This is a genomic window from Streptococcus mitis subsp. hohhotensis, assembly GCF_000722775.1.
Taxonomy (GTDB): domain Bacteria; phylum Bacillota; class Bacilli; order Lactobacillales; family Streptococcaceae; genus Streptococcus; species Streptococcus carlssonii.
This window is the reverse complement of the sequence record NZ_JPFZ01000009.1, coordinates 539622-562907: the sequence shown is the minus strand read 5'-3', so window position 1 is coordinate 562907 and position 23286 is coordinate 539622. Positions and strand designations below refer to the sequence as shown.

At 38.6% G+C, this 23286-nt stretch carries 21 protein-coding genes and 3 pseudogenes; 2 read left to right on the top strand and 22 right to left on the bottom strand.

Translation table 11 applies throughout. The annotated features are described in order from the left end of the window. Positions 1–45 precede the first annotated feature (45 nt). On the top strand, positions 46–210 hold the full coding sequence (locus SK608_RS11440; RefSeq protein ID WP_200872044.1) for a hypothetical protein: 165 nt from the start codon (positions 46–48) through the stop codon (positions 208–210). 36 nt (positions 211–246) lie between these two features. Next, positions 247–1071 (top strand): annotated as a pseudogene (locus SK608_RS11695) (IS630 family transposase). A gap of 315 nt (positions 1072–1386) precedes the next feature. Here the strand turns inward: SK608_RS11695 and SK608_RS05410 are convergent. The 22 genes and pseudogenes from SK608_RS05410 to SK608_RS05310 all read right to left on the bottom strand — a co-directional run bounded on the left by SK608_RS05410 (position 1387) and on the right by SK608_RS05310 (position 23278). After that, positions 1387–1643 (bottom strand): annotated as a pseudogene (locus SK608_RS05410) (DUF896 family protein). Between the two features lie 42 nt (positions 1644–1685). Next, positions 1686–3722, bottom strand: a complete 2037-nt coding sequence (gene glyS, locus SK608_RS05405) for a glycine--tRNA ligase subunit beta (RefSeq protein WP_000164774.1) — start codon at positions 3720–3722, stop codon at positions 1686–1688. A 259-nt stretch (positions 3723–3981) separates the two neighbouring features. Next, positions 3982–4899 (bottom strand): glycine--tRNA ligase subunit alpha, encoded by a 918-nt coding sequence (glyQ, locus tag SK608_RS05400; protein WP_000038733.1) that lies wholly within the window; start codon positions 4897–4899, stop codon positions 3982–3984. An 18-nt stretch (positions 4900–4917) separates the two neighbouring features. Continuing rightward, entirely contained in the window at positions 4918–5679 is a 762-nt protein-coding gene (locus SK608_RS05395; protein ID WP_000794054.1) for a hypothetical protein, read from the bottom strand. Between the two features lie 272 nt (positions 5680–5951). Beyond that, entirely contained in the window at positions 5952–6794 is an 843-nt protein-coding gene (locus SK608_RS05390) for an aldo/keto reductase (protein WP_000844559.1), read from the bottom strand. Between the two features lie 76 nt (positions 6795–6870). Continuing rightward, positions 6871–8262: a peptidoglycan-N-acetylglucosamine deacetylase PgdA gene (gene pgdA, locus SK608_RS05385; RefSeq protein ID WP_000361598.1), complete on the bottom strand. Its 1392-nt coding sequence runs from the start codon at positions 8260–8262 to the stop codon at positions 6871–6873. A gap of 167 nt (positions 8263–8429) precedes the next feature. Beyond that, entirely contained in the window at positions 8430–9980 is a 1551-nt protein-coding gene (locus SK608_RS05380; protein ID WP_004248487.1) for a ClC family H(+)/Cl(-) exchange transporter, read from the bottom strand. Between the two features lie 16 nt (positions 9981–9996). Beyond that, a complete protein-coding gene (locus SK608_RS05375; protein WP_000201109.1) occupies positions 9997–10776 on the bottom strand; it encodes a ribonuclease HII in 780 nt (259 codons plus the stop codon). Continuing rightward, a complete protein-coding gene (gene ylqF, locus SK608_RS05370; protein ID WP_000201308.1) occupies positions 10763–11614 on the bottom strand; it encodes a ribosome biogenesis GTPase YlqF in 852 nt (283 codons plus the stop codon). Before ylqF ends, SK608_RS05375 begins: the two co-directional genes overlap by 14 nt. A gap of 489 nt (positions 11615–12103) precedes the next feature. Then, positions 12104–12820, bottom strand: coding sequence for an alpha/beta hydrolase (locus SK608_RS05365; protein ID WP_033677160.1), 717 nt, complete (start codon positions 12818–12820; stop codon positions 12104–12106). Positions 12821–12823: 3 nt separating this feature from the next. After that, positions 12824–13135, bottom strand: a complete 312-nt coding sequence (locus tag SK608_RS05360; protein WP_000420558.1) for a hypothetical protein — start codon at positions 13133–13135, stop codon at positions 12824–12826. Between the two features lie 119 nt (positions 13136–13254). After that, on the bottom strand, positions 13255–14997 hold the full coding sequence (locus tag SK608_RS05355; RefSeq protein ID WP_033677158.1) for a glycoside hydrolase family 13 protein: 1743 nt from the start codon (positions 14995–14997) through the stop codon (positions 13255–13257). Positions 14998–15170: 173 nt separating this feature from the next. Continuing rightward, complete coding sequence (locus tag SK608_RS05350) at positions 15171–15662, bottom strand: phosphoribosylanthranilate isomerase (RefSeq protein ID WP_033677150.1); 492 nt, start codon at positions 15660–15662, stop codon at positions 15171–15173. Between the two features lie 63 nt (positions 15663–15725). Next, the gene (locus SK608_RS05345) at positions 15726–16607 is read right to left on the bottom strand and encodes a diacylglycerol/lipid kinase family protein (protein WP_033677147.1); all 882 of its coding nucleotides are present in this window, start codon (positions 16605–16607) and stop codon (positions 15726–15728) included. 113 nt (positions 16608–16720) lie between these two features. After that, positions 16721–16894 (bottom strand): annotated as a pseudogene (locus tag SK608_RS10690) (ADP-ribosylglycohydrolase family protein); the annotation flags it as partial. After that, positions 16893–17510 carry an SAP domain-containing protein gene (locus tag SK608_RS05340; protein ID WP_033677145.1) on the bottom strand — a complete coding sequence of 206 codons (618 nt, stop codon included), beginning with the start codon at positions 17508–17510 and terminating at the stop codon, positions 16893–16895. The gene SK608_RS05340 and the pseudogene SK608_RS10690, both read right to left, overlap by 2 nt. 72 nt (positions 17511–17582) lie before the next feature. After that, on the bottom strand, positions 17583–18941 hold the full coding sequence (gene rlmD / locus SK608_RS05335; protein ID WP_033677143.1) for a 23S rRNA (uracil(1939)-C(5))-methyltransferase RlmD: 1359 nt from the start codon (positions 18939–18941) through the stop codon (positions 17583–17585). Positions 18942–19037: 96 nt separating this feature from the next. After that, positions 19038–19595, bottom strand: coding sequence for a thiol-disulfide oxidoreductase-associated lipoprotein SdbB (sdbB, locus tag SK608_RS05330; protein WP_033677141.1), 558 nt, complete (start codon positions 19593–19595; stop codon positions 19038–19040). 11 nt (positions 19596–19606) lie between these two features. Further along, on the bottom strand, positions 19607–20314 hold the full coding sequence (gene ccdA2, locus SK608_RS05325; RefSeq protein ID WP_033677139.1) for a thiol-disulfide oxidoreductase-associated membrane protein CcdA2: 708 nt from the start codon (positions 20312–20314) through the stop codon (positions 19607–19609). Between the two features lie 266 nt (positions 20315–20580). Next, positions 20581–21441, bottom strand: a complete 861-nt coding sequence (locus tag SK608_RS05320; protein ID WP_000631543.1) for a methionyl aminopeptidase — start codon at positions 21439–21441, stop codon at positions 20581–20583. Between the two features lie 15 nt (positions 21442–21456). Further along, positions 21457–22734 carry a CBS-HotDog domain-containing transcription factor SpxR gene (gene spxR, locus SK608_RS05315; protein WP_033677138.1) on the bottom strand — a complete coding sequence of 426 codons (1278 nt, stop codon included), beginning with the start codon at positions 22732–22734 and terminating at the stop codon, positions 21457–21459. Continuing rightward, positions 22727–23278 (bottom strand): GNAT family N-acetyltransferase, encoded by a 552-nt coding sequence (locus SK608_RS05310; RefSeq protein ID WP_033677137.1) that lies wholly within the window; start codon positions 23276–23278, stop codon positions 22727–22729. The genes spxR and SK608_RS05310 overlap by 8 nt, the downstream gene beginning before the upstream one ends. Between the last annotated feature and the right edge of the window lie 8 nt (positions 23279–23286).

Genomic DNA, 23286 nt, shown 5'->3' with positions numbered 1-23286 from the left:
AGCCTCTTGTTCTATTGTTCAAATAGTTAACAGGAGATTTTTATAATGGAAGTCATGATTGAAACGTGGTGTGGAATTGATGTCTACCAAAAGTCTATCGTTTGTTGTATTCTAGATGGTCCACTAGATAGCAATAAACCAAAGAAAATTCAGAAGAAATTTGGGACAACTACTGTAGCTCTTCACAATGTTTTAGATTGGCTGGTATAGTTTCTTAGTTTAAAATAAGCATCTTGTAATAAAGCTATGGCATATAGTAGAGATTTTGAACAAGGAGCATTAGATTACATCAAAGAAGGACACAGCCATGTCGAGGCATCTAAAGTTTTTGATGTTGGCGGCAGAACTCTCTTCACGCGGGAAAAGAAAGACGTGAGCAAGGACACTTAGAGCGGAAAAAGTGAGTTGTCAAAAAGCGAAAGATTCCTTTAGAGGAATTAAAACTTTTGTAGAGGCTCATCCAGACGCTTTTTTACGGGAAATTGCGGCACATTTTGATTGTGTTGTTCCTTCAGTATGGGCAGCTTTAAAGTAGATTAAGGTCACTTTAAAAAAGGACGACTAGCTTTAAGGAACAAGATCCAGAGAAAGTCACTGAGTTTCTTGATATTTTGAATAATCTAAAGATTTACCAGTCGTATATATTGACGAAACGGGAATAGACAGCTACTTCTATCGTCCTTATGCACGGGCTCCTAGAGGAGAGAAAGTCTATGAAAAGATTAGCGGACGGCGTTTTGAGCGAACTTCAATTGTTGCAGGACAAGTAGACGGAGAGTTTATAGCTCCCATGATTTACAAGGAAAGTATGATGAGTGATTTCTTTGTGGAGTGGTTCAAAATGCAGCTCTTGCCTGCTTTGAATACACCTCATGTCATGCTAGTTTTCATCCCAAGCATATCTTGGATGAACTGTGCATCCAAGATAGACACTTTTTCTTACCTCTACAGCCTTATTCCCCAAATTTGAATCCTATTGAGCAAGCTTGGGCTATCTTGAAAAAGAAAGTGACGGATTTATTAAGGGAAGTTCCCAATATTTTCAAATATTTAGAGAGCTTTTTTAACTAAATGACTATAATACGAGGGATTTGATGATTTTTCTTGACGATAGAAGACTCAGAGGCCATCATTTTAAAGCATATATTTATAATAGATTGAATCTAGAATAGTACACAACTAATTCTAAAACCTATATAGAAATTAATTTGAATTCACTAATCTTTTTGTTCGTATCTTATTTCAATTCACTATATAACTCAATTTCATAATAAAACACCTCAAAAGTTAGATTTTCTAGCTCTAACTTTTGAGGTGCAGCTCATTTATGTATGATAGTCTTGTGATTATTATTTCACCTATCTTTTTTAAAAGAAAGAATACTTATTATGAATTTGGATCATCGAGACTACGGCCATGTAAACCTTTTTCACGTTGGACTTGACGTAGTTTTTCTGGTGTAACATCGTTTCCTTCTTCATCCACAATTTTGATCCCTTCAATGTGGTGACGAACAGTGCGACGATAACCTTCGATGTACTCCTCACGTAGTTTGGCTTGTTCTACTTTTTCTTCTGGGGTCAAGCCTTCTGTTTTTTCTTTTTGGCAAGCTCGTTAATACGATCAATTTTTTTAGGATCCATGTTTCTCTCCTTTATGATAAGATTTAATCCGTTTAACAGATTTTATTTGGTATTGATTTGGTTAAAACGTGCAAGTTTAGCTGCTTTTTGAGTTAATTGCGACAAGATTGCCAAACGATTTTGACGGATTGCTTCATTTTCATCCATAACCATGGTATTCTCAAAGAATGCATCAATGACTGGGCTAAGAGTAAAGAGTTGTTTCAATTGCTGACTGGCAGTCCCTGACAAAACGAGTGATTCTACAGCTTCTGCCAATGCTTTCTCTTCTTCATTCTCAAAGAGAGCTGAATCAACTGTAGCTACTCCTTCTGCCTTCTCAGCCAAGTTAAAGGCACGAGAAAGTGATTCAACAGATGGTTTGAAGTCTTCTTCCTTGCTTGCTTCTACGAGAGCACTTGCTGCTTCCAACATATCCGCCACAACAAAGTTTGAACCTGCAAGAACGGCTTCCTTGATATCTTTTGGAGTAGATCCCATCATCTTATCAACACGAGCCTTGATAAAGTTCATAACTTCTGCTTTATTTTCATAAGTCAAGCTGTCAAATGTCAAAGCATAAAGGCTATCAATCAACTCATCCATAGCAATGTGCCAACCAAAGGCATCCAAGATACGAACCACACCTTGCGTCGCACGACGAAGGGCATAAGGGTCATTAGAACCTGATGGAATCAAGCCTACTGAGAAGAAACTCAAAATCGTATCCAATTTGTCTGCAATAGCTAGAATGGCTCCAACCTTGCTCTCTGGAAGTTCTCCTTCAGCTGATGTAGGCATGTAGTGTTCACGAATAGCAGCTGCCACTGCTGGAGTTTCCCCAGCAAGAAGGGCATATTTCTCACCCATAATTCCTTGGAGCTCGTCAAATTCGCCAACCATACCTGTCAACAAGTCAAACTTGTAAATGGCTGCTGCACGTGCTAGGTCAATCGTTTCATCCGCTGACAAGCCTGCTTTTTCTGCCAAGAGAATAGCAATCTGACCAGTACGAATCATGTGTTCACGAAGGGAACCAATTTTCTCATGGAAAGTCACATTGTTTAATTTTTCAACAAGATCTGAAATGACCAATTTTTGATCTTCACGCCAGAAGAATTCACCATCTTCCAAACGAGCTACCAAAACTTTTTCATTTCCTTTGATGACATTTTCCAAATGCTCTGCGTTTCCGTTACGAACAGAAATGAAGTTTGGTAAGAGCTTACCATCTTGATCACGGACAACAAAGTACCGTTGGTGTTCCGTCATCGAAGTCACCAAAACTTCTTCTGGAACCTCAAGGTATTTGGCATCAAAACTTCCCATAAAGGCAGTTGGGTATTCAACCAAGTTCAAGACTTCATTAAGCAAATCAGCATCAATTTCGATACGTACACCATGTTCAGCTTCGATTGCTTTGATTTGGTCAACAATCATTTGCTCACGTTCACGTGGATCTGCGATTACAAACTGCTTACGAAGGTCTTCTTCATAGCTCAATGCTGACTGAATCTTGGTTTCTTTCCCCAAGAAACGATGACCACGGCTCACACGACCTCCCTTTATATCAAGGAAATCCAAATCAAACTCTTCTTCATCTAAAAGAACAGTTAATGTGTGAACAGGACGAATGTATTCAAAGCTATTTCCAGCCCAGTGCATGCTGACAGGGAAAGTCAATGACTTCAAAACATCTACAACACCTGGAACAATTGCTTCAACTGCTTGACCAATTTCTTCCTTAGTGACATAGACATATTCTTCACCCTTGATTTCACGGAATTCGATATCTTCAACAGTCAAGCCTTTTCCACGGACGAAGCCTTGAGCTGCTTTGGTGAAGTTCCCATCACTATCCAAGGCAATTTTCTTTGCTGGACCCTTGAAATCTTCAGTCAAATCAGCCTGTTTGTCTGCTAGACCAGTCACACGAACAGCCAAACGACGTGGTGTTGAGAAGGTTTGAACGGCTTCAAAAGACAGGCGGTTTTCCTTGAGGAAAGCTGCCATTTTTTCGCCTAGTTGTTTTTCACTTGGTGTGACAACATAGGCTGGTAATTCTTCAAGACCGAGTTCTACTAATAAGTTTTTTGTCATGTTTTTTCCTTTACATTTTCTTCAATCTTTTTTGATATGCATCTTAGGTACTGGGGACGTAGCTAACCAACTTTGTGAGTCTGTATGGAAATCTAATGCTAAATTAATCAAGATTTCCAACAGTCTCATCAAAGTGGATTTAGCTGACTGATTTTTGAACCCAAGGATTCAAAAATCCCCACATAACAGTACGGCGGTGCATATCCCTCTAGCAAGTCTTCGACTTGCCTCTAACGATTTTAGAGCACAGTATTACTCACTATTCTGCGTCTTCTGCTAAAAGTTTAGCTCGTGTTGCTTCATCCAAAAGTGGGTAGCCTAGGCGTTTACGTTCTGCGACAAAGGTTTTGGCTACAACACGGGCCAAGTTACGGATACGAGCGATATAGCCTGCGCGCTCTGTTACAGATACAGCACCACGCGCATCAAGCAGGTTAAAGGTATGTGAACATTTGAGAACATAGTCATAGGCAGGGTGAACCAAGCCTTCTTCCAAGGCACGACCAGCTTCTTTTTCAAACTTATCAAAGTTTTCCAGCAACATTTCTTGGTCCGAAATTTCAAACGAATATTTTGAGTGCTCATACTCAGGCTGGATAAAGATTTCTCCGTATTTTACACCATCAGCCCACTCGATATCATAGACAGAGTCTACTTCTTGAATATAAGAGGCCAAACGCTCCAAACCATAGGTAACTTCCGCAGTCACAGGGCCAGTTGCCAATCCACCGACTTGTTGGAAATAAGTGAACTGAGTGATTTCCATCCCGTCAAGCCAAACTTCCCAACCAAGACCAGCTGAACCAGTTGAGGGGTTTTCCCAGTTGTCCTCAACGAAACGAATATCGTGCTCCAAAGGATTGATTCCCAATTTTTCCAAAGACTCAAGGTAAAGCTCTTGGATATTTGATGGAGATGGCTTCATGACCACTTGGAATTGGTGGTGTTGGTAGAGACGGTTAGGGTTTTCCCCGTAACGACCGTCAGCAGGACGACGTGATGGCTCCACATACGCTGCATTCCATGGCTCAGGTCCGATAGCACGAAGGAAAGTGTAAGGACTCATGGTTCCCGCACCTTTTTCATTATCATAAGCCTGCATAAGCATACAACCTTGGTCATTCCAAAATTGTTGCAAAGTCAAAATAATTTCTTGAAATGTTAATTTCTTAGACATTGTTTACTCCTTTAGTTTTTATATTTCTTTTTCAATTAATTTCTGCTGAACAAACCAATTTAACAAAGGAAGAGTTTTATCTGTATTTGCCCATAAATGATAAGAATCGAAGACCGCTTGTACACTACCTAGATTTTCTACCAACTTATCTATTGTCAAAAAACTACGCCAGTATTCGTAAAAAATACTTGCATAGTTCTTATCATAAGTCGAAGAACCAAAATCATTCAATGAATGCCAACCATACTTCTTCTGAAAAAGTTCTACGAGAGATTGATTACAAATTTTTTCCGCTTGAAATTCCTCTTCTGTCAAGAAATACTTGCGACTAATATATTCAACCATCCCCTCTTCGAACCAGATATAAGAGTCATAACCATCAAAATCATCTAAAAAATGCTCCGACCAATGAGCTAACTCATGTCCTACAATCTGTAAGAGGAAATTTTCAGATAAAGAATGATAGTGACTTTCTATTGCTTGAGTTTGCTGAGAACACTCGTAGTCCATCAACTGATACAAATACAACTCTTTCCAAACAGCTAAATCAGGCGTCATAACCATTCGTCTATTATTTGTATAGGCTGGAACAGCACTTTCCCTAATAATCTGTGTAGCAGCATTAAAACTTGACCAAATAACAGCTTGCGGTAAATCACAGACTGCAAGTTCATTCTTTAAAAAAGATTGATAATCTTTCAACTTTTCAGTATTTCTTACTACAAAATCACGAAATGCAGCTAGTTGACTATCGTCTTTTACAAGATAAAGGTTTTTCACGTCTCTCCTTTCTTTCACATAATAGACTGAATAAGCGAAAGAACCGCGTCCGACAATCCTAGGTTGATTTAACCTAGGGGCGTCAAAAACGCGGTTCCACCCTAATTTATTACTTCATTGTTTTTGAAAATACTACAGAAAGCGCCAGCTCTTTATTTTGTCCTACTTGGCTCCCACTATCCCAAGCTCGCTTGAAGAACGCCATAAGACTTTCTTTCCTGCTAACTATTATAGCAAAAATTAGAACAATGTACAATTCTTTTTATGATTTTCTAGAAATCCATATCATCAACTCGTGGAGCACCAGACTGAACAGCAATTGTTTTTAAAGTTTCTCTCTCCTCATGACTCAGTTCAATTCCAAAGCAATCAAGATTAGCCTGAATACGAGACGCTGTGACAGATTTCGGAAGCGGTAAAAATCCTTCTGCCAAGCTCCAGGCCAAGGCTATCTGAGCAACAGACTTTCCATGATTTGCTGCGATTTCTTGCACTTGCTTGCTATCAAACAGTTCTCCCTGACCAAAAGGTCCCCAAGCTTCCAATAAAATTCCTTTTTCTCTACAGTAAGCTACAACTTCCTCTTGATACACACCTGGCGCCAAGCGAATTTGATTGACCGCTGGAAGAATTTTTGCTGTTTCAAGCAAGGCATCCAAATGATGGGGAAGGAAATTACTAACTCCAATAGCACGGATTTTGCCTTCTTGATAGAGGTCTTCCATCGCTCTCCAAACTTCTGCATTTCGGATTTTCCATTGGTCATTTTCTCTGAGCGGTTTTGGATTTGGCCAATGAATCAAATACAAATCCAAATAATCCAAGCCCAACTTCGCTAAAGACTCTTCAAAAGCTTGACGAGCTTGCTCATAGTTGTGATTTGTATTCCAAAGTTTACTTGTTACAAAAATTTCCTCCCTCGGAATACCACTATCTTGAATAGCACGTCCAACGCTTTCTTCATTTTTATAAATCGCTGCCGTATCGATATGGCGATAGCCTGCCTTTAAAGCCTCTAGGACAGCTTGATAGGCAATCTCTCCATTTTCAGCTTTCCAGGTTCCAAATCCTATAACTGGAATTGGAACGGCATTATTTAAAGTGTAAGATTTCATTATTTTTCCTTTCTATGAGAAGAAAATCCAAAGAAACAAATTCTCAAAGAAAACTTATCTCTTTAGATTTTGTGTATTATTGGTCACGGTCGTAATAGAGCTGGTGAGCTTTAAGACGAGAATCTAACAAATCTGGTACGGTAACAAAGTCATAACCTTGCCCTTTCAAATAGTCAATAACCTTCGGCAGAGCATTCACTGTTTCAGCATGGATATCATGCATGAGAATAATAGAACCATTCTTGACTTCACGCTGAATTTCTGTCAAAATAGCTGCTTCATTTTTACTCTTCCAGTCCAGACTATCTACATCCCACATAATAAAACTCAAATCGAGACTATTGCGAATGTCGTCTGTAATGGCTCCATAAGGCGGACGCATGAGTTTTGAACTAGAACCCAGCACCTTAGTCAACGCATCCTCAGTATCAGTAATTTGTTTTTTAGCTTCATCAAGGGAAAGTTTTGAAAGAACTGGATGGCTCCAACTATGGTTTCCAATGACATGACCATCTGCTTTCATACGTTTCAAAATCTCTTCATTGCCAGAAACATTCTTACCTAAAACAAAGAAAGTCGCCTTAATACCATACTTAGAAAGTGTATCTAATGCTTGATTTGTCGTCGCAGGATTTGGTCCATCATCAAAAGTCAAGGCCACTACTTTACGATTTTTCTTTTCATAATAAGCCTTATATAGCTCTGCATCCTTATCTAATAAATAAGAGGACTGAATGACCTCAAAGAAACTTGATACTGGCAAGGCAATCTCATCCAGATTTTCAACAGGCTGACTCGGATAAAGGATAATCTGACTATCCTTGTAATCAAAGTTCCATGCAGACAAGTCTTGGTCAGAGAAACCTTTAACAACTTGATCAATCTTTTCTTGCTCCAATTTCTTATCCTGTAAAAAAGAAGTCAGTTCTTTTATCAGTTTCTCTTTGGCCTTACTAGCATCTGAAAATAGTTGATCAAGTGTAAAAGGTTTACCATCTTCTGTCAAATGTACTTTTGCCAGACTAGTTTTTTCAGTCTCTTCAACTTTTGACGAAGTTAAATCATAGACTTGTTTCATCACACTTCGGTTGACAATCCCTTTTAAAGTCGAATCCTGTTTCTCCGTATAATAAAAAACCAGATTTTCTTTGTCTTCCAGATTTTCCTTAATATCCTGTGTCATGATTTCTTTTACAGATGAAATCACTTGCTCCCCTTGGAGAGGATAATAGGCAATTACTTCTGCTTGTCCCTTACGAAAATGATCTTTCTGATTTCCCTCACTCAATTGATTATCTTTATCATTTTTTAAAGACTCAATTTTTTGTTCGAAACTTTGCTTTGTATATACTTTGTATCCAATCATTGAACCAAGGACACAGATACTTACCGAAAAGATAGCTACCAGGGCTATTAAACCGATTCTCTTTTTATCGTGCTCAACACGTTTTGCTCTACTTTTATCCATAGAGATATCATATCAAATTCAGGCTATAATTTCAATGATTTTGGAGGAAATAGTATATTAAAAAAGAGGGTTATTAAAAAATAACCGATCTCATTGCTGAGAATCGGTTTTCTAATATATTTAATTAAGAAGTTTATTTTTACATAACATAAATTATGTAAAAACTCCTACAACAATAAATCTTTTACTTTCCCAATTTCACTTTTTGGAATCACTAGATGAATCATATCTCCGAGATACATTCTGGTTGAACCGTTAACGGTTTGGCTTTTACCATTATGGACTTGGGTGGTGATGAGTACGTTATGTGGTAAGTTGAGTTCGTGTACTTGTTTTCCTGCTATTTTATCTGAAACAGGGATTTCAATGAGAGTGACTTCTCCTTCGTCTGAAGCTTCTTCAGGCAGCATTTTTTCTAGCATGGCCTCATAAACTGGGGCACCCTTGAGCAGATCCATGATGATGTAGGCAACTAGGGTTACTAATCCAAGTGGCATGAGATTGCGAATATCTCCTACCATTTCGGTTACCAGAATCATAGCGGTTAAGGGTGCCTTAGATATTGCTCCAAAATAGCCACTCATTCCCAGAATGACAAATATAGGAAACTGCTCTTGACTGACAAGTCCAAGATTGACACAAATAACACCAACTAGAGCACCAAGTAAGGAACCTAGCGCCAAAATGGGTAGGAAAATTCCTCCTGGAAGGCCACTTCCATAACTAATCATGCTCCAAACAAAGCGAATCAAAAAGTAAGCTAATAGAACTTGGAAACTATAATCTTGCTTAGTCAGGGAAAGAACCAGCTGATTTCCACCACCAAGGATTTGGGGTAAGAAGATTCCGACTGGTATGATGAGAATGAAGGCCAGAATTGGATAATAAGCTCTATCCAAATTGATTTTTTGACCAAGCCAATCATAAACTCGACCAACATTGAGCACAGCCTTCTCATAGAGAAAACCAGATAGTCCAAGAAAAACTCCCATAAGGAGGTAAATCCAATACTGGTCTAGGGTCATGAGTGGGATGTTGTCTGGCATATCCAGTACGGGTGTTAGGCCAAATATGAGCAGAGAAACAAAGTTTGCTACGAGACTAGCTGCGAGAGTGGAGACCCAGAAAAAGCGTGAAAAATGGTGATAAACTTCTTCTACCACAAAGAGAAGTCCTGCAATAGGTGCATTAAAGGCCGCAGCTAGACCAGCGGCAGCTCCACTAGCAATCAAGGAGCGTTCCTCTACTGGACTGGATTTGAGCCATTTGGCAATTCCTTTACCACCGACTGCTCCAAGTTGAATACTTGGTCCTTCACGCCCTAGCATAAGGCCACTAGCAATAGCCAAAATTCCTAGAATATATTTTTTCCAAAGTACGCCCCACCAGTTGAGAGTCATCAATCCCTTTAATTCGGCTTCAACTTGAGGAATTCCTGAACCTTTGATGTCTTTTTCTGACCGAGTTAATTTCGCACTGAGCCAACAAACTATTAAATAAAATAGACCAATGATAAAAAGATTGCGCACTAGGTGCGCTTGATCTTGATAAAGTCCTTGTATCAGGTGGAAGCCTTTTTCGATTAAAAACCGAAAAGATCCGACGATGAGTCCGACGACGAGACCCACGATGATGCCTCGCCCAACTTGGGATAATATGGTGCTTGAGGCAAAGGCAAATTCTTTCTTGGAGCTGAGTGTTTCTGACTGTTCCTCCATAATCATTCCTTCTAACTTAACTTTCTTTTTCTCCTGAAACCAGCGATTTAACGGGTTCAAAGCTGGTTCGGTGAATTGGGGTAACTCCTAGTTTTGTGAGGCCTTCCAGGTGTTTAGCTGTTCCATATCCTGCATTAGCAGTAAAATCATAGCCAGGGAACTGCTGATCGTAGTCCTTCATCAATTCATCACGTGTCACCTTGGCTACTATAGATGCTGCTGCGATAGAGAGGGAGTTGGCATCTCCTTTGATGATAGATGTTTGTGAAATTGGTAAATCCAGTTTCATGGCATCTATCAAGAGATGTTCAGGTTGAGGACTGAGCTGGGAGATTGCTTCCTTCATGGCCAGTTTGGTTGCTTCATAGATATTGACTTGGTCGATGATTTGATTATCCATGATACCAATGCCGATTGACAAAGCTTGGTCCTGAACGGCTTGGAAAATCTCCAGATGTTTCTTTTTTGGAATTTTCTTACTGTCGTTGAGGGCTTGAATCTTACAATTTTGAGGTAAAATAACAGCTGCAGCGACTACAGGCCCAGCCAGAGGACCACGACCAACCTCGTCAACACCTGCTATCAAGGTCAATCCTTGCTTGTAAAGTTCTTTTTCGTAGGAAAGCATGGATTCCAAACGAAGATCCTCATCCAATTCTGCCTGAATGGCTTTTTTACGCTTGCTGATTTCCTTTTGAACTCCAGAGCGATTATCCTTTTCAAGCTCTAAAAAAATAGGGCTTTCTAACTCCTTAACCGTTGCAAGTAGTTCTTTGATTTCTTTAATCGTCGCCATTGAGGTCTTCCAATGTATCTAAGGTATAGTTACCGAGTTTGCCGTCGCGGACTTCCTTCACGAAGAGACTGTAGAAACGGTCATAGTCATCACGGAAACCGAGGGCACGGGTCATGTCCATAATAATAACAGGCGCTTCTTCTTCAATTTTCATTTGTTTGAAGCGTTCAGCCAACTTTTCTGGATAATGTTCTTTGAAATAATTGAGGCCAAAAATAGTTACCTCATCCATAGGAAGCAACTGGTCTTTGATAGCTCCTGTCAAGGCCAGTTTCAATGCAACAGTTTCATCCTCAAACTTAGGCCAAAGAATCCCTGGTGTATCCAAGATTTCCAGGTCTTTATTGGTTTTGAGCCATTGTTGACCCTTTGTCACACCTGGTTTATTGCCGACAACGGCAATTTTCTTACCAGCCAAACGGTTCATAAGAGTTGATTTACCAGCGTTTGGAATCCCAATAATCATGGTACGCAAGGTTTCAATCTTGATGCCACGTTCTTTCTGGCGAGCAATCTTATCAGCCATGAGTTTTTTTGCCGCATCTGTTACAACTTTTACAGTTACTTGTTCTTTGGAGTTGATAGCCAGCGTCTGGATTCCCTGTGATTCAAAATACTGACGCCATTCCTTGGTCATTGCTGGATCGGCCAAGTCCGCCTTGTTTAAAATCAAGAGTTTTGGTTTGTCACCAACAATTTTGGTCAACATAGGATTTTGACTAGATAGAGGTAAGCGTGCATCCACCAAAATCGTCACAAAATCAACAAATTTTAAATTTTCCTGAACCTGTCGACGCGCTTTAGACATGTGGCCAGGAAACCATTGAATAGTAGCCATTGAGTTTTTTTCCTTTCGTAGCAAGGGTTTAGAGCCCCTATTTTATTTTACTATTGTTTGAACATAGAGAGTTTTCAAATGAATGGTGTTCAAACAGTTCTTATTTAATTACATAGAAATCTACTTTATATTATATCATGCCTTCTCTATTTTGTCCGATGATAGCCCTTCAAGCTCCCTGAATAGAAAAAGCGACTCTATAATATTTGTAGTGGGTAAATCCCCTATGGATATTATGGAGTCTATTTTGTGTAGAAAAAGTTCCATAGAAAAAATCATATGGAATCATTACTTTTTATCATAAAACTACTCGATATCAAAGAATCAAATATCAAAAAAGAAAGGACGAAATTTGTCCTTTCTAGATCTTAGCTGACTTCAACCTACTATAGTTGACAAAAAGCCCAAATTAATTTGATATTCCTAATCAATTTGTTCATATCTTATTCCAATCAACTATATATTAATTATGATGATTTGTTCAATATCCTAGTGAGAATAAGAGAACCACTCATTAATTAGACTAGCGATTTCTTTAGGTGCTTCAGTATAAAGCTCATGGCCAAAGTTCTCTAGAAGAATAGTATCAAAATAGTCTGGCAATTCTTTTAGGGCTTCCTCTCTCCATGTAGCTTCATTAGGATAGCGAGGACTAATAAACAAGGTATCTCCCACTTCTCTCTTAAAAGCTTGGATTTTCCTCCGTAGGCGGAGGATCGCTTCTATATTTTCATAATTTATAGCCAACTCATATCTATTATACTTCGCATTCCAGTGATAGGACTGTCTTACAGCTTCCTCCATATTTTCTGACCAATACTTTGCTTCGGATTTTTCTTTAGAAATAAGAAGATTTAAGTCCGAAATAACTTGAGATTTGATATAGTTTTTAGTTTCCTCTAACTCTGTATCTAAAGGTAAACTCTTATCTAAATCTAGATAGCCACCATCCAAAAGAATCAGTTTTGTCACTTCATAAAATTCCGATGCGAGATAACGAGCCAAATCTCCTCCAAGAGAATGACCTATCAGACAGATAGATTCTTCCTCTACAATCTCATTTTTAAACCATGATTTCAAATCTAATTCGCTTTGAAAAAATCTTTCATATGGATTCAGAAAACAGATCTGCAAATCTAGTTCTTGAAGAAAATCCTTGCTATGATAGACATTGCTTCCCAAACCGCCAATAAAATATATTTTCATTCTCTACTTAATACTATGCTTGTTCATCTTTTGTTCAAAGATAGTTGTGATAATCTGACGCAATTCTTCGCGTTCTTTTTCTGGAATCTCACCACTTGTTTGAGCTACAGCGTAGAGTTCAGGGTGTTCAATTGAAATGCGTTTAATCGTACGTGTTGTAGCATGTTTTCTGACGAAAAACGGAATGCGCTTAATCAAGTCTTGTGGTACTAGCGCAAGAATCTTCTCAGCAGTTTCCTTGTCACTAATCTTAGACGTCGTCAGCCCCTTCTTAATCATTTCCTGTTCTTTTTCTGTAAAATCTTTTAATTCCATTCGATTAGTCCTCCTATTTTCTTTAAGTTAAATTATATACCAATTGTAGCAAGACGACAAATAGTCTGTTTGTAAAAAGCTCTCTATACTACAATTTTCCTGTCGCTCATAATTGCTCTTTAATGAAAAATCACAAATCCTTTTGGAGAGATGACAAGCTGATTCTCTAATTCTTGGCAATTGCTTGCTAGTGCTACTGCTTCTTTCTCGACAATATAATCTTCTTTTGATTGGTTAAAGATAGCTTTAAGAATTTGTCCTTCATATTTCCACTCCAAGGCAACTACATCTTGTTTGATTTCTTGGAGGCTATACTTGCCATGCGAAATGATTTCTGACGCGTGTTTGCGAATCTTTATCAGCCTCTTCATAAAGTTCAGCATGTCATTATCACTTGATACGTGTTCCCAAGGCATACAACGACGACAATCTGGGTCTGGACCGCCAGTCAAGGAAAGCTCGGTTCCGTAGTAGATACATGGTGTTCCCTTTTGTAAAAAGAGAAAGGCTAGAGCTGATTTGACCAGTTGAACATCCTCATTAGCCGTCCACAAGATTCGTTCTGTATCATGCGAATCCAAGAGATTAAACATAACCTCTGAAATCTGCTGTTTGTAATACATAGATTGGCCATTGATTTCATCGATGAATTGGTCAGTCTTCTTAAGTCCTCGTAAGAAATACTCCTTGATACTATCAGATAAAAGATAATTCATGACCGCATGGAACTCATCTCCATTTAGCCAAGGCTGAGACGTATGCCAGACTTCTCCAAGGATATAAAGATCAGGCCTTTTAGCTAGAACTGCCTTGCGAAAATCCCTCCAAAACTGATGGTCAATCTCATTAGCCACATCCAAACGCCAAGCATCAATATCAAACTCTTCAATCCAATAAGTCGCAACCTTTAAAAGATAGTCCTTGACCTCTGGATTTGCTGTATTTAGCTTCGGCATATAGTCCTCAAAACCAAAAGCATGATAAGGCAACTCTCTCTTGTTGGCTAGCTTTTCAGTCGTCACTGGGAATTGTTGGATATGGAACCAATCTTTATAAGCAGACTGCTCACCATTTTTAACAACATCTTGCCATTGGGGCGATTGCGAACCAATATGGTTAAATACAGCATCCAGCATGACTTTCATGCCACGCTGATGCGCTTGCTCCACCAGTTCCCGAAAGGTCTCCTTGTCTCCAAAATGACGGTCAATTTCAAAGTAATCTGTCGTATTGTACTTGTGATTGCTTGTAGATTCAAAAATCGGACAAAGATAGAGACCAGTAATACCCAAGCCTTGAAAGTAATCCAGATGGTCAATAATCCCCTGTAAATCACCACCAAAGAAATCATCGCTCTTAGGTGTGACAGATGAATCCCAGTCTAAAGTCCCTTCTGGGTTTAATCGAGCATTTCCATTAGCAAATCTCTCAGGAAATATCTGATACCATACCGTATTTGAAACCCAATCAGAAACCTGGCATGCATCAATTTCATGAAGATAAGGCAACTTAAATCCGTTTCCAATGGCATGAAGATTTTCTAGAGAATTTTCCACACAACCTTTATCACCATACAAAATACTTTGACCTTCTGTATCCGTGAGTTCAAAGAGATACTGGATACGTGCAAAGTCAACTGACACTTCAACCTGCCAATAATCAAATAAGGCATCAGAAGTTATTTTGGACATTTCTTTTGTATCCTGATAAAACTCCTCCATAAAGATAAAAGGGTCTCCATAGTGCAAGTTGATGCTTTCAATGTCCCCTTTCTTAGTTCGAATCCTAATATGAAGCTTCTTATCCTTATAAAGATAGGCAAACTCCGACTCTGGCCTATGGTAAATGGCACTTAATTCCATCAATTTGTCTCCTTGAGTTCCAATTCAAATTTTACGCAAACGTTTTCATAATTGTGATTCTAGTATACTACTTTCGTATTTTATTTGCAAGGTTTGCCCGTAGTTTCGAGTGGATTGTTTCTATAAATAAAAAAGCAGTCAGCCTTACAACCAACTACTTTTCAAATGATGATTCACAAATGTCTTTCCAGCCACTCTATCTTTTTAAAATCCTTATTGTTATTGTGCTCATTTCGATAAGAATCTTGGGAAGAAGCCTTGTAAATACTTAAAAACTGTTCCAAACTTGGAACGCGAAAAGTGATGTTTTCGAGATGAATCAACTCTATATCCGATTCCGAAACTCCAGCAAAATCAGGTAAAGAATCGATACTTCCGAATTCAACACTCAGACCATCTTTTTGGAATTCATGCTCATGAATATCTATTAAGGCATAGCCTAAGTGTTTCATCACTTTCATTATCTTATCCCACTCATAAATTCTGAGATGATCGGGTGCTTCCCAACCTCTAGGGTCACCAGGCACATGAATGTCAATGTCAGACGGCCCCCATTCTTCATTTGATTGGTATTCAAACCCCAAAGACCCCATGAGCGTCGGAGTGATTCCAACTTGGTTTAAATGAGAACAAATTGTTCGAAATTCATCAAATAGAGAATTCATTCCTCCTCCAATCGTTGATATAGAACTTAATTTCGTTGTGAATAATAAACTAATTTTTATTTTCTACTCTTTCGGTTTTGAAAATACTTCAATATGTTGGCCCAGTACCCTGATTTCTACAGGAAGGTTATCCGACTTATCGCCATCAACATCTGACTCCAATTCACTATCTGAAGAAATCTTAATATTACGTGCTCTGATATATTCGATATTATCATTTGCGACAACATCGCCTTTTAGTAAATCAGGAATGACGGATAATTTGGAGAATAGAGATGCGTCTTTTAAAATCAAAATGTTAGTATATCCATCTTTGTTTTCTTCAAAGATTTTTTTGTCAGCGAAGTAATTTGTCAAGAGAACCAAAACATGGCTTGCTTCACCAACATAATTTCCATTTTCTGTCTCAACCTTAATGTTAAAGACCTGATCCGTCATGACAGACGTCATAGTATTAACAGCATAGGCTAAAATACCGAATTTTGTCTTGTCCTCGATTTCAACATTGTGAATCGCCTCTGGAAGAGAACCGATACTAAAGATGTAACCAAAATAGTTATCATTTGCTTTACCAATATCAATCTTATTGGTTAAATCAAAATCCAGTTCATCAATCGCGCCATCGATGTCTTGATTGATTTCCAACAGTTTCGTAATGAGGTTACCCGTACCCCCAGGGATAATACCCAACTTAGGAATGTAGTCTCTCTCAGCAATACCAGAAATGACTTCGTTGACAGTCCCATCTCCACCAAACACAACCACTGCATCGTACTTCTCACGAGAAGCTTCTTCAGCAAAATGTGTTGCATCCAGCGCCTTTTCGGTAATTTTGGTTTCCACGTGCTCAAAGTATTCTTTTGCTTTATTTTCCAGCTTATCTTTGTAATCCAAAGCCTTTTCCCCACCAGACGTAGGGTTGATAATTACCATTGCCTTTTTCATTGATAATACTCCTTAATTTTTAAATAGAAATGTTAGCGTAGCTACATTTACCATTACATATAATGCTATTATATAATGAAAACTCAGAAAAGAGAAATCTGACGTACTGGAGATTAATATAATTTTATTCTATTTTCCCATCGCATAACTACATCTTTTAAGAGTTCATCCAAGTAAGAATAGGCCTTATCTTTTATCCCATCAGGAATACCATAAGCTACCTCTGCTATGCTTCCTGTGATTGCTGCGAGTGTATCACTGTCGCCACCAAGTGAGATGGCGTTTCTACTTACAATACTCTTTTATTTTACCAGCATATTCACTCAAAAGATTATTTGAATAAATTTTTTCATTACTTGAATTTCTAACTTCTTTCCAAAGAATGGAAGCTACTTTTAGTTTATTCGAGTAGTTGCCACTATTTTCGTCTGCACAGAAATCCTTTAAAAATTGATTCCATTGACAAACCGAATGGTCATACTTGGCATAATCTGAATCTCCATAATAGACTTTTAGCATATCTTGGATTGTAAAACTCAAATCATTTTCTCTTTTTACTTTTCTCCAAGCAGTCGCCATATCAGCAGTAAATTTAAAGGGTGAAACATCTGTTAAAGTTGAGAAATATTCTCTAAAGTAAGTGTTAAATGAAAATCTACATTTAAGTAAGGGCGTATCTAAGGTAAGGACTTCTACTTGTTTCTTTTTCCTTTTTATTGATGATTTTTCAATCAAATTCCCCTTAAAGTACTGCTCAATAATATGATTGATTTCTTGTTTGGTACCTCTATATTCAAGCCCTAATGACTTGCATATCTGTGAAAGTTCATCACGATACCAATAGTATTTATTAAACTCATCAAAGGATGTGATTTTATCAAATTCTGGTCTGTTCTCTATCAATATTTTAGCTCCACAGAAAAATTTAGGTTTTCATCTTAAAATAATGGAGTTTTAGTTTCTTTATTTTGAGCATTAGCTCCGTTTCACTAACAAACTTACACATTCGACATGGTGCGTCTGCGGAAAAAGATCAACCGGCTGGACTTTCTTCAACTCATATCCCAATTCTTGGTAGAGTTTGATATCACGCGCCATAGTAGCGACATTGCATGAGATATAGGCTATGCGGTCTGCTCCTGTTTGGCTACTTGCCTTGATAAAGCTTTCTGTGAGCCCTTTTCTTGGTGGGTCCACTAGAATAACGGTTGGTTGAATACCTTCCTTGAGCCAATTTTTCATGGCATTTTCGGCTGTATCACAGACATAGTGGGCGTTTGAAATATTGTTTAATTGGGCATTATTCTTGCTATTCTCAACCGCTTCTGGAATCACTTCGACACCATAGACTTCCTTGACGAGTTTCGCAACAGAGAGGCCAATCGTTCCTATACCAGAATAGGCATCAATGACCACATCATCTTCTTTTAACTCCGCAAAGTCAATGGCTGTCTGATAAAGTTTTTCCGCCATTTCTGTATTAACTTGGTAAAAGGCTGGACCAGAGATTTGGTAGTCATTTCCCAGCATCTGGTCGGTAATATAGTCTTGTCCATAAAGGGTGCGCCATTCCTTACCAAAAATTGTATTGGTATTCTGGTCGTTGATGTTTTGCATGACAGACACAATCTCTGGGAACTGCTTGATTAGTTGTTCAATCAATTGTTCCACACGGAAAACTTTAGGTCGAGTTGTTACCAAAATAACCATGATTTGTCCTGAGTAATGCCCACGACGCACCACAAGGTTTCGAATCAAGCCAGATTGTTCCTTTTCATCATAAGGTTTCAAATCATAACGGCGGAGCAAGTCACGTAGGCCTACTACTACCTCATCAATCACTGGATCTTGGATAAAGAAATCTTCTAGAGGCATGAGGTCATGAGAATTCTTACGGAAAAATCCAGTTTCCAAGATACCATTTACTCGACGAACAGGGACCTGTGCCTTGTTGCGGTACTTGACTGGATTTTTCATACCCAAAGTTTCAGCAACCTCTACATCAGCAATTCCTGCAATCTTGTAGAGACTGTCCTTAACTTGCTTGGTTTTAAATTTGAGCTGTTCTGGATATGCAAGATGACCTAAATCAGCGATTCCTGAACGCAGGTAAGCCAAATCTAGATCTTGATTACGGTGTGGTGACTGGATAAGGTATTCTTCCACTTTCCCAAAGCCAATCCTTTTATTGACCTTGAGAACTCGCATGAGGATTTTTTCACTTGGTAAAGCATTCTCTACAAAAAATACCAAACCATCCACCTTGGCCACACCTGCACCTTCATGGGTCAAGTCAACAATTTCAACTTCTACAATATCATTTTTCTTTAACATTCTCTTCTCTTTCTATTGGCCGACAAAAAAGACGGCAACGTTACGGTTACCATCTATTATACCATGAAATTTGTAATCAGATTCTCTTTATCTATGCTAGTTCATTGCTTTAAATGCTGCTTCTGCATCCGCATTGCTGATAGCACCAAATTGAATCTTCCCAATCTTTCCTTGGCTATCAATTAAATATTCTGTAGGAATGCTTCGAATTTGATAAGCTTGGAAGGTTGTGGCCTTGGTATCATAAAGAACTGGGATATCCTTATAACCTTGATCTTGGAACCATTGTGGGAATTGCTCAACAGTTTTTTCGCCTTGAATACCCGGTGCAATGACACTAAGAATTTCAAAATCGCGATCTGGTTTCGCCGCTAATTCCATCAACTCTGGCATACTTTTCTTACATGGACCACACCAGGAAGCCCAAAACTTCAAATAGACTTTTTTACCCTTATAATCAGATAACTTAACTTCTTTACCATCCATAGATTGCAAGGTAAAATCTGGAGCATCTTTTCCAACAGCAATTTGTTGTACAGTCGTTTGTTGTTTTGGCTGTTGTGCTGCTTGAGTCTTTTTAGTTTCTTCCTCACCACAGGCTATCAATACGACTAATGACAAGAGGCTTAAGCCAGCAAACATTACTTTTTTCATCTTTTTCTCCTTTATTCAAAAATTCCAGCTAGAACATTTACTTGTCCTAATAGTAACAAAATTCCCATTAAAATAATGAGGAAACCACCAATTTTCTTCAGTAACATCATATGGCGTTTGATTTTACTAAAATAAGGCATCACTACACCTGAAGCTAGAGCCAAAACCAAGAAAGGAAGAGCCATGCCCAGAGTGTAAATCAAGGTATAAATCGCTCCTTGCCAAGCACCATTGCCTCCAGAAGCTGCAAGCGCTAAAACAGAACTCAAAACTGGACCAATACAAGGCGTCCAACCAAAACTAAAGGTAATACCGAGTAAAAAGGCCGACCAATAACGATTGGCTTCTGATTTCTTAAAAGTAAAGCTTTTTTGAACCTCTAATTTCTTAAAATGAAAAATTTCCATCTGGTGAAGGCCCAAAATAATGATAATCGTACCCATGGTATAGCGAAACCAATTGGCATAGAGAATATTACCAAAGTAACCAGCACCAAATCCTAGAATAAAGAAAATGAGTGAAATACCTGCGATAAAGCAAAGTGTTCGAATCAAACCTGACCAGGCAACTTTTCTTCCAAATAAGGAGAAGCTTTTTGCACTTTCCTGATCATCCAATAAAATTCCAGCATAAACTGGCAGAAGAGGAAAAATACAGGGAGAAAAGAAGGACAGGACACCTGCTAAAAAAACGGAGATTGAAAAGACTATCGTTTCCAATAAAGAACCAACTTTCTTAAGAATTTAAACCTATTGTACTATAAATGTTAAAATTTGTATCAAGTTTGCTACGGTTAACTGTTTTTATCATTATATTATATGAAACAAACTCTTTAATAGTACACTATGTTTTCTAAAACATTGTTAGAAATTGATTTGAATTTCTCAATCAAATTGTTCGTTTTTTCATTTCACTATAGATAAAAGAAAAAATTGAAGAAAATTGTCCAAAGAGCCACTTTTTCTTCAATCTACTTTTACTTATTTTAATAAGTCCCTTCTTCACCTTGACTAGTCAAGATAACAGGACCATCTTTCGTAATCACGAATTGGTGTTCATACTGACATGACAATCCACCGTCAATGGTCTTATGGGCCCAACCAGTCTTCATATCTGTATCGATTTCCCAGTCACCTGTATTAATCATCGGTTCAATGGTCAAGACCATTCCTTCACGGAGACGAAGCCCACGGCCAGCAATACCATAGTTAGGAACCATTGGTTCTTCGTGCATGGTTGGGCCAACACCATGACCAACTAAATCACGCACTACACCGTATCCACGACTTTCAGCGTATTCTTGAATCGCTGCACCGATATCACCGATACGATTTCCAACAACAGCTTGTTCAATCCCCTTGTACATAGCTTCTTTGGTTACATCCATCAAGTTTTTCACTTCTTCGGAAGGTGTACCAACAGCATAAGCCCAACAAGAGTCTGCTAGACCACCAGAATAGCTCTGAGTGTATTTCTTCATTTGCTCAACATTGTTGAAGTTTAATTTTGAGACATTCAGGTCAGATTTAGCAATAGGACCTCCCAAAACCATATCAACTTTGAGCAAATCACCATCTTTCAAAATATAGTGACGAGGGAAGGCATGAGCTACTTCATCGTTAAGAGAGCAGCAGGTAGCATAAGGATAGTCCATCATGGCACCGTCAACCCCAATCTGAAGTGGAAGGAAATTTTCTTCCTTGCAACGACGTCGGACATACTCTTCAACTTCCCACATATCTACGCCTGGCTTAATCAAATCACGCAAGCCAATATGGATACTTGCTAAAAAATCACCGGCCTTGTCCATAGCTTCGATTTCACGAGCTGATTTTAATGTTATCATTTTTTCTCCTAGTTTCTAATTAATTTTAACAGTCACATTTGCCTTTGAAACAATCTGATGACCATGATAAATATCGTAATCAATAATAGCTGATCGTCTAGTATGGTGGATAATGCGTGCTTGAATGCGCAGTATATCATCTATCTGAACAGCCTGCAAAAAGTAGATCAGCATTTGCTCGATGATGAGATTGCGACCACTATTCACAACTAAATCTTGGGTCATATGAGTCAGTATCTCTGCCAATACACCGTTAGCTAAAACACCGTTTTTCTCAAGCATAAAGGGTTCCACTGTAATCACTACTTCATCATGGTGATAAGCGAGTTTTTGACCAATCTGCTCAGAAAAAGTTGGTAGAGCCGAAACTTGAGAACGACTCATCTTCTCCATGACATCTCGCCGTGTCACAACTCCAAGCAAGGTTTGATTATTCCGAACAACCGGTACCATTTCAAAGTCTTCAGCAATCATCCGTTGACTCACATTGGCAATATTTGTCGATAATCCAACTAAAAATAGACTACGAGACATGACTTTATCAATTGTGGTACTTGGTGACTTATCACCAGCGTCTCTCATGGTTACAACTCCAACAACAATCTGGTGTTGATTGATAACTGGGAAACGGCTGCTACGATTCTTACGAACTAAGTCCAAATAATCTTTGACTGTGTCGGTTTCTCTCAGAAAACCATATTCATGACTCGGACGATAAAGTTTCTCAACTGTCAGAATATCAGTCTTGATTTGAACATTTGACAAGGCTTTATTAATCATGGTCGCGACGGTGAATGTGTCATGCTTGCTTCTCAGAACCGGAATCCCTTTCTGATTGGCCAGTTTAAGCACATCATCATGAACATGAAATCCTCCTGTCACAAGAACAGCATTTTCATTTTCAAGTGCTAACAGTTGGATACGGGTACGGTCTCCGACAATCAAGAGTCCCCCATCGTGAAGGTAAGACAAGATATTTTGTTCAGTCATGGCACCAATTGAAAACTTACTAAATTCTCTCTCTAAACCTTCTTGCCCAGCCAAAACCTCAGAAGAAGTCACTTCTGCAATTTCAGCAAAAGTTAATCTTTCAATCGCAACTTTCTGGGATTTAACACGGATAGTACCACTTCTTGGGCGGGTCTCCACAATTCCACGATTTTCAGCTTCTTTGATAGCACGATAGGCCGTTCCATCACTGACTCCCAGATGGTTGGAAATGCTACGAACACTGACCCTTTTACCTACTGGTAATTCCTCCAAATAGCTTAGAATTTCCTGATGCTTACTCATTGAATTCTCCTTTTACATACCGAAATTCAAGATAATCCCGCATTTTTCTTGTGTAGCGATCACTTCCCTTAAACTGACGGAACAAACTAAATCCAGCCTTAAGAGCAACTCTTTGGCTAGCTTCATTTTCAAGGTGGGTAATAATGGACAATTGTTTTAAACCAAATTCCTCAAAAGAAAGTTGACAAATTTTTCTAACAACCTCTGTCATAAATCCTTGCGACCAAGCATCTTTTCTCAAAAAATAGCCAAGCTCAGCTTCTTTTTTGATTTCATCTAACTTCTCAAATTTAATAGAACCAATCATTTGTTGATTTTTCTGGTCACAAATAGCCCACACTCCCAAAGGGGACTTCATAAAGTAATTGGCCAGTGCATATTGACTTTCTTCCAGACTTGCCTGAGTTGGGAAAATAAATTGTAAATTTTCAGGATTTGAGGCTATCTCATGGAAGTCTTGACTATCACTAAAAAAGAAAGGACGCAAATACAAGCGATCCGTTTCAAAAAAAGAAAACATTGCTAATTTGGTCCAAATATTCATAAACACCT

What these genes read in the sequence shown, in the direction of transcription:
- SK608_RS11440 (WP_200872044.1), top strand. Translation starts at nt 46, where the DNA reads ATGGAAGTCATGATTGAAACGTGGTGTGGAATTGATGTCTACCAAAAG.
- glyS (WP_000164774.1), bottom strand. Translation starts at nt 3,722, where the DNA reads ATGACAAAAAACTTATTAGTAGAACTCGGTCTTGAAGAATTACCAGCC.
- glyQ (WP_000038733.1), bottom strand. Translation starts at nt 4,899, where the DNA reads ATGTCTAAGAAATTAACATTTCAAGAAATTATTTTGACTTTGCAACAA.
- SK608_RS05390 (WP_000844559.1), bottom strand. Translation starts at nt 6,794, where the DNA reads ATGAAATCTTACACTTTAAATAATGCCGTTCCAATTCCAGTTATAGGA.
- pgdA (WP_000361598.1), bottom strand. Translation starts at nt 8,262, where the DNA reads ATGGATAAAAGTAGAGCAAAACGTGTTGAGCACGATAAAAAGAGAATC.
- SK608_RS05380 (WP_004248487.1), bottom strand. Translation starts at nt 9,980, where the DNA reads ATGGAGGAACAGTCAGAAACACTCAGCTCCAAGAAAGAATTTGCCTTT.
- SK608_RS05375 (WP_000201109.1), bottom strand. Translation starts at nt 10,776, where the DNA reads ATGGCGACGATTAAAGAAATCAAAGAACTACTTGCAACGGTTAAGGAG.
- ylqF (WP_000201308.1), bottom strand. Translation starts at nt 11,614, where the DNA reads ATGGCTACTATTCAATGGTTTCCTGGCCACATGTCTAAAGCGCGTCGA.
- SK608_RS05365 (WP_033677160.1), bottom strand. Translation starts at nt 12,820, where the DNA reads ATGAAAATATATTTTATTGGCGGTTTGGGAAGCAATGTCTATCATAGC.
- SK608_RS05360 (WP_000420558.1), bottom strand. Translation starts at nt 13,135, where the DNA reads ATGGAATTAAAAGATTTTACAGAAAAAGAACAGGAAATGATTAAGAAG.
- SK608_RS05355 (WP_033677158.1), bottom strand. Translation starts at nt 14,997, where the DNA reads ATGGAATTAAGTGCCATTTACCATAGGCCAGAGTCGGAGTTTGCCTAT.
- SK608_RS05350 (WP_033677150.1), bottom strand. Translation starts at nt 15,662, where the DNA reads ATGAATTCTCTATTTGATGAATTTCGAACAATTTGTTCTCATTTAAAC.
- SK608_RS05345 (WP_033677147.1), bottom strand. Translation starts at nt 16,607, where the DNA reads ATGAAAAAGGCAATGGTAATTATCAACCCTACGTCTGGTGGGGAAAAG.
- rlmD (WP_033677143.1), bottom strand. Translation starts at nt 18,941, where the DNA reads ATGTTAAAGAAAAATGATATTGTAGAAGTTGAAATTGTTGACTTGACC.
- sdbB (WP_033677141.1), bottom strand. Translation starts at nt 19,595, where the DNA reads ATGAAAAAAGTAATGTTTGCTGGCTTAAGCCTCTTGTCATTAGTCGTA.
- SK608_RS05320 (WP_000631543.1), bottom strand. Translation starts at nt 21,441, where the DNA reads ATGATAACATTAAAATCAGCTCGTGAAATCGAAGCTATGGACAAGGCC.
- spxR (WP_033677138.1), bottom strand. Translation starts at nt 22,734, where the DNA reads ATGAGTAAGCATCAGGAAATTCTAAGCTATTTGGAGGAATTACCAGTA.
- SK608_RS05310 (WP_033677137.1), bottom strand. Translation starts at nt 23,278, where the DNA reads ATGAATATTTGGACCAAATTAGCAATGTTTTCTTTTTTTGAAACGGAT.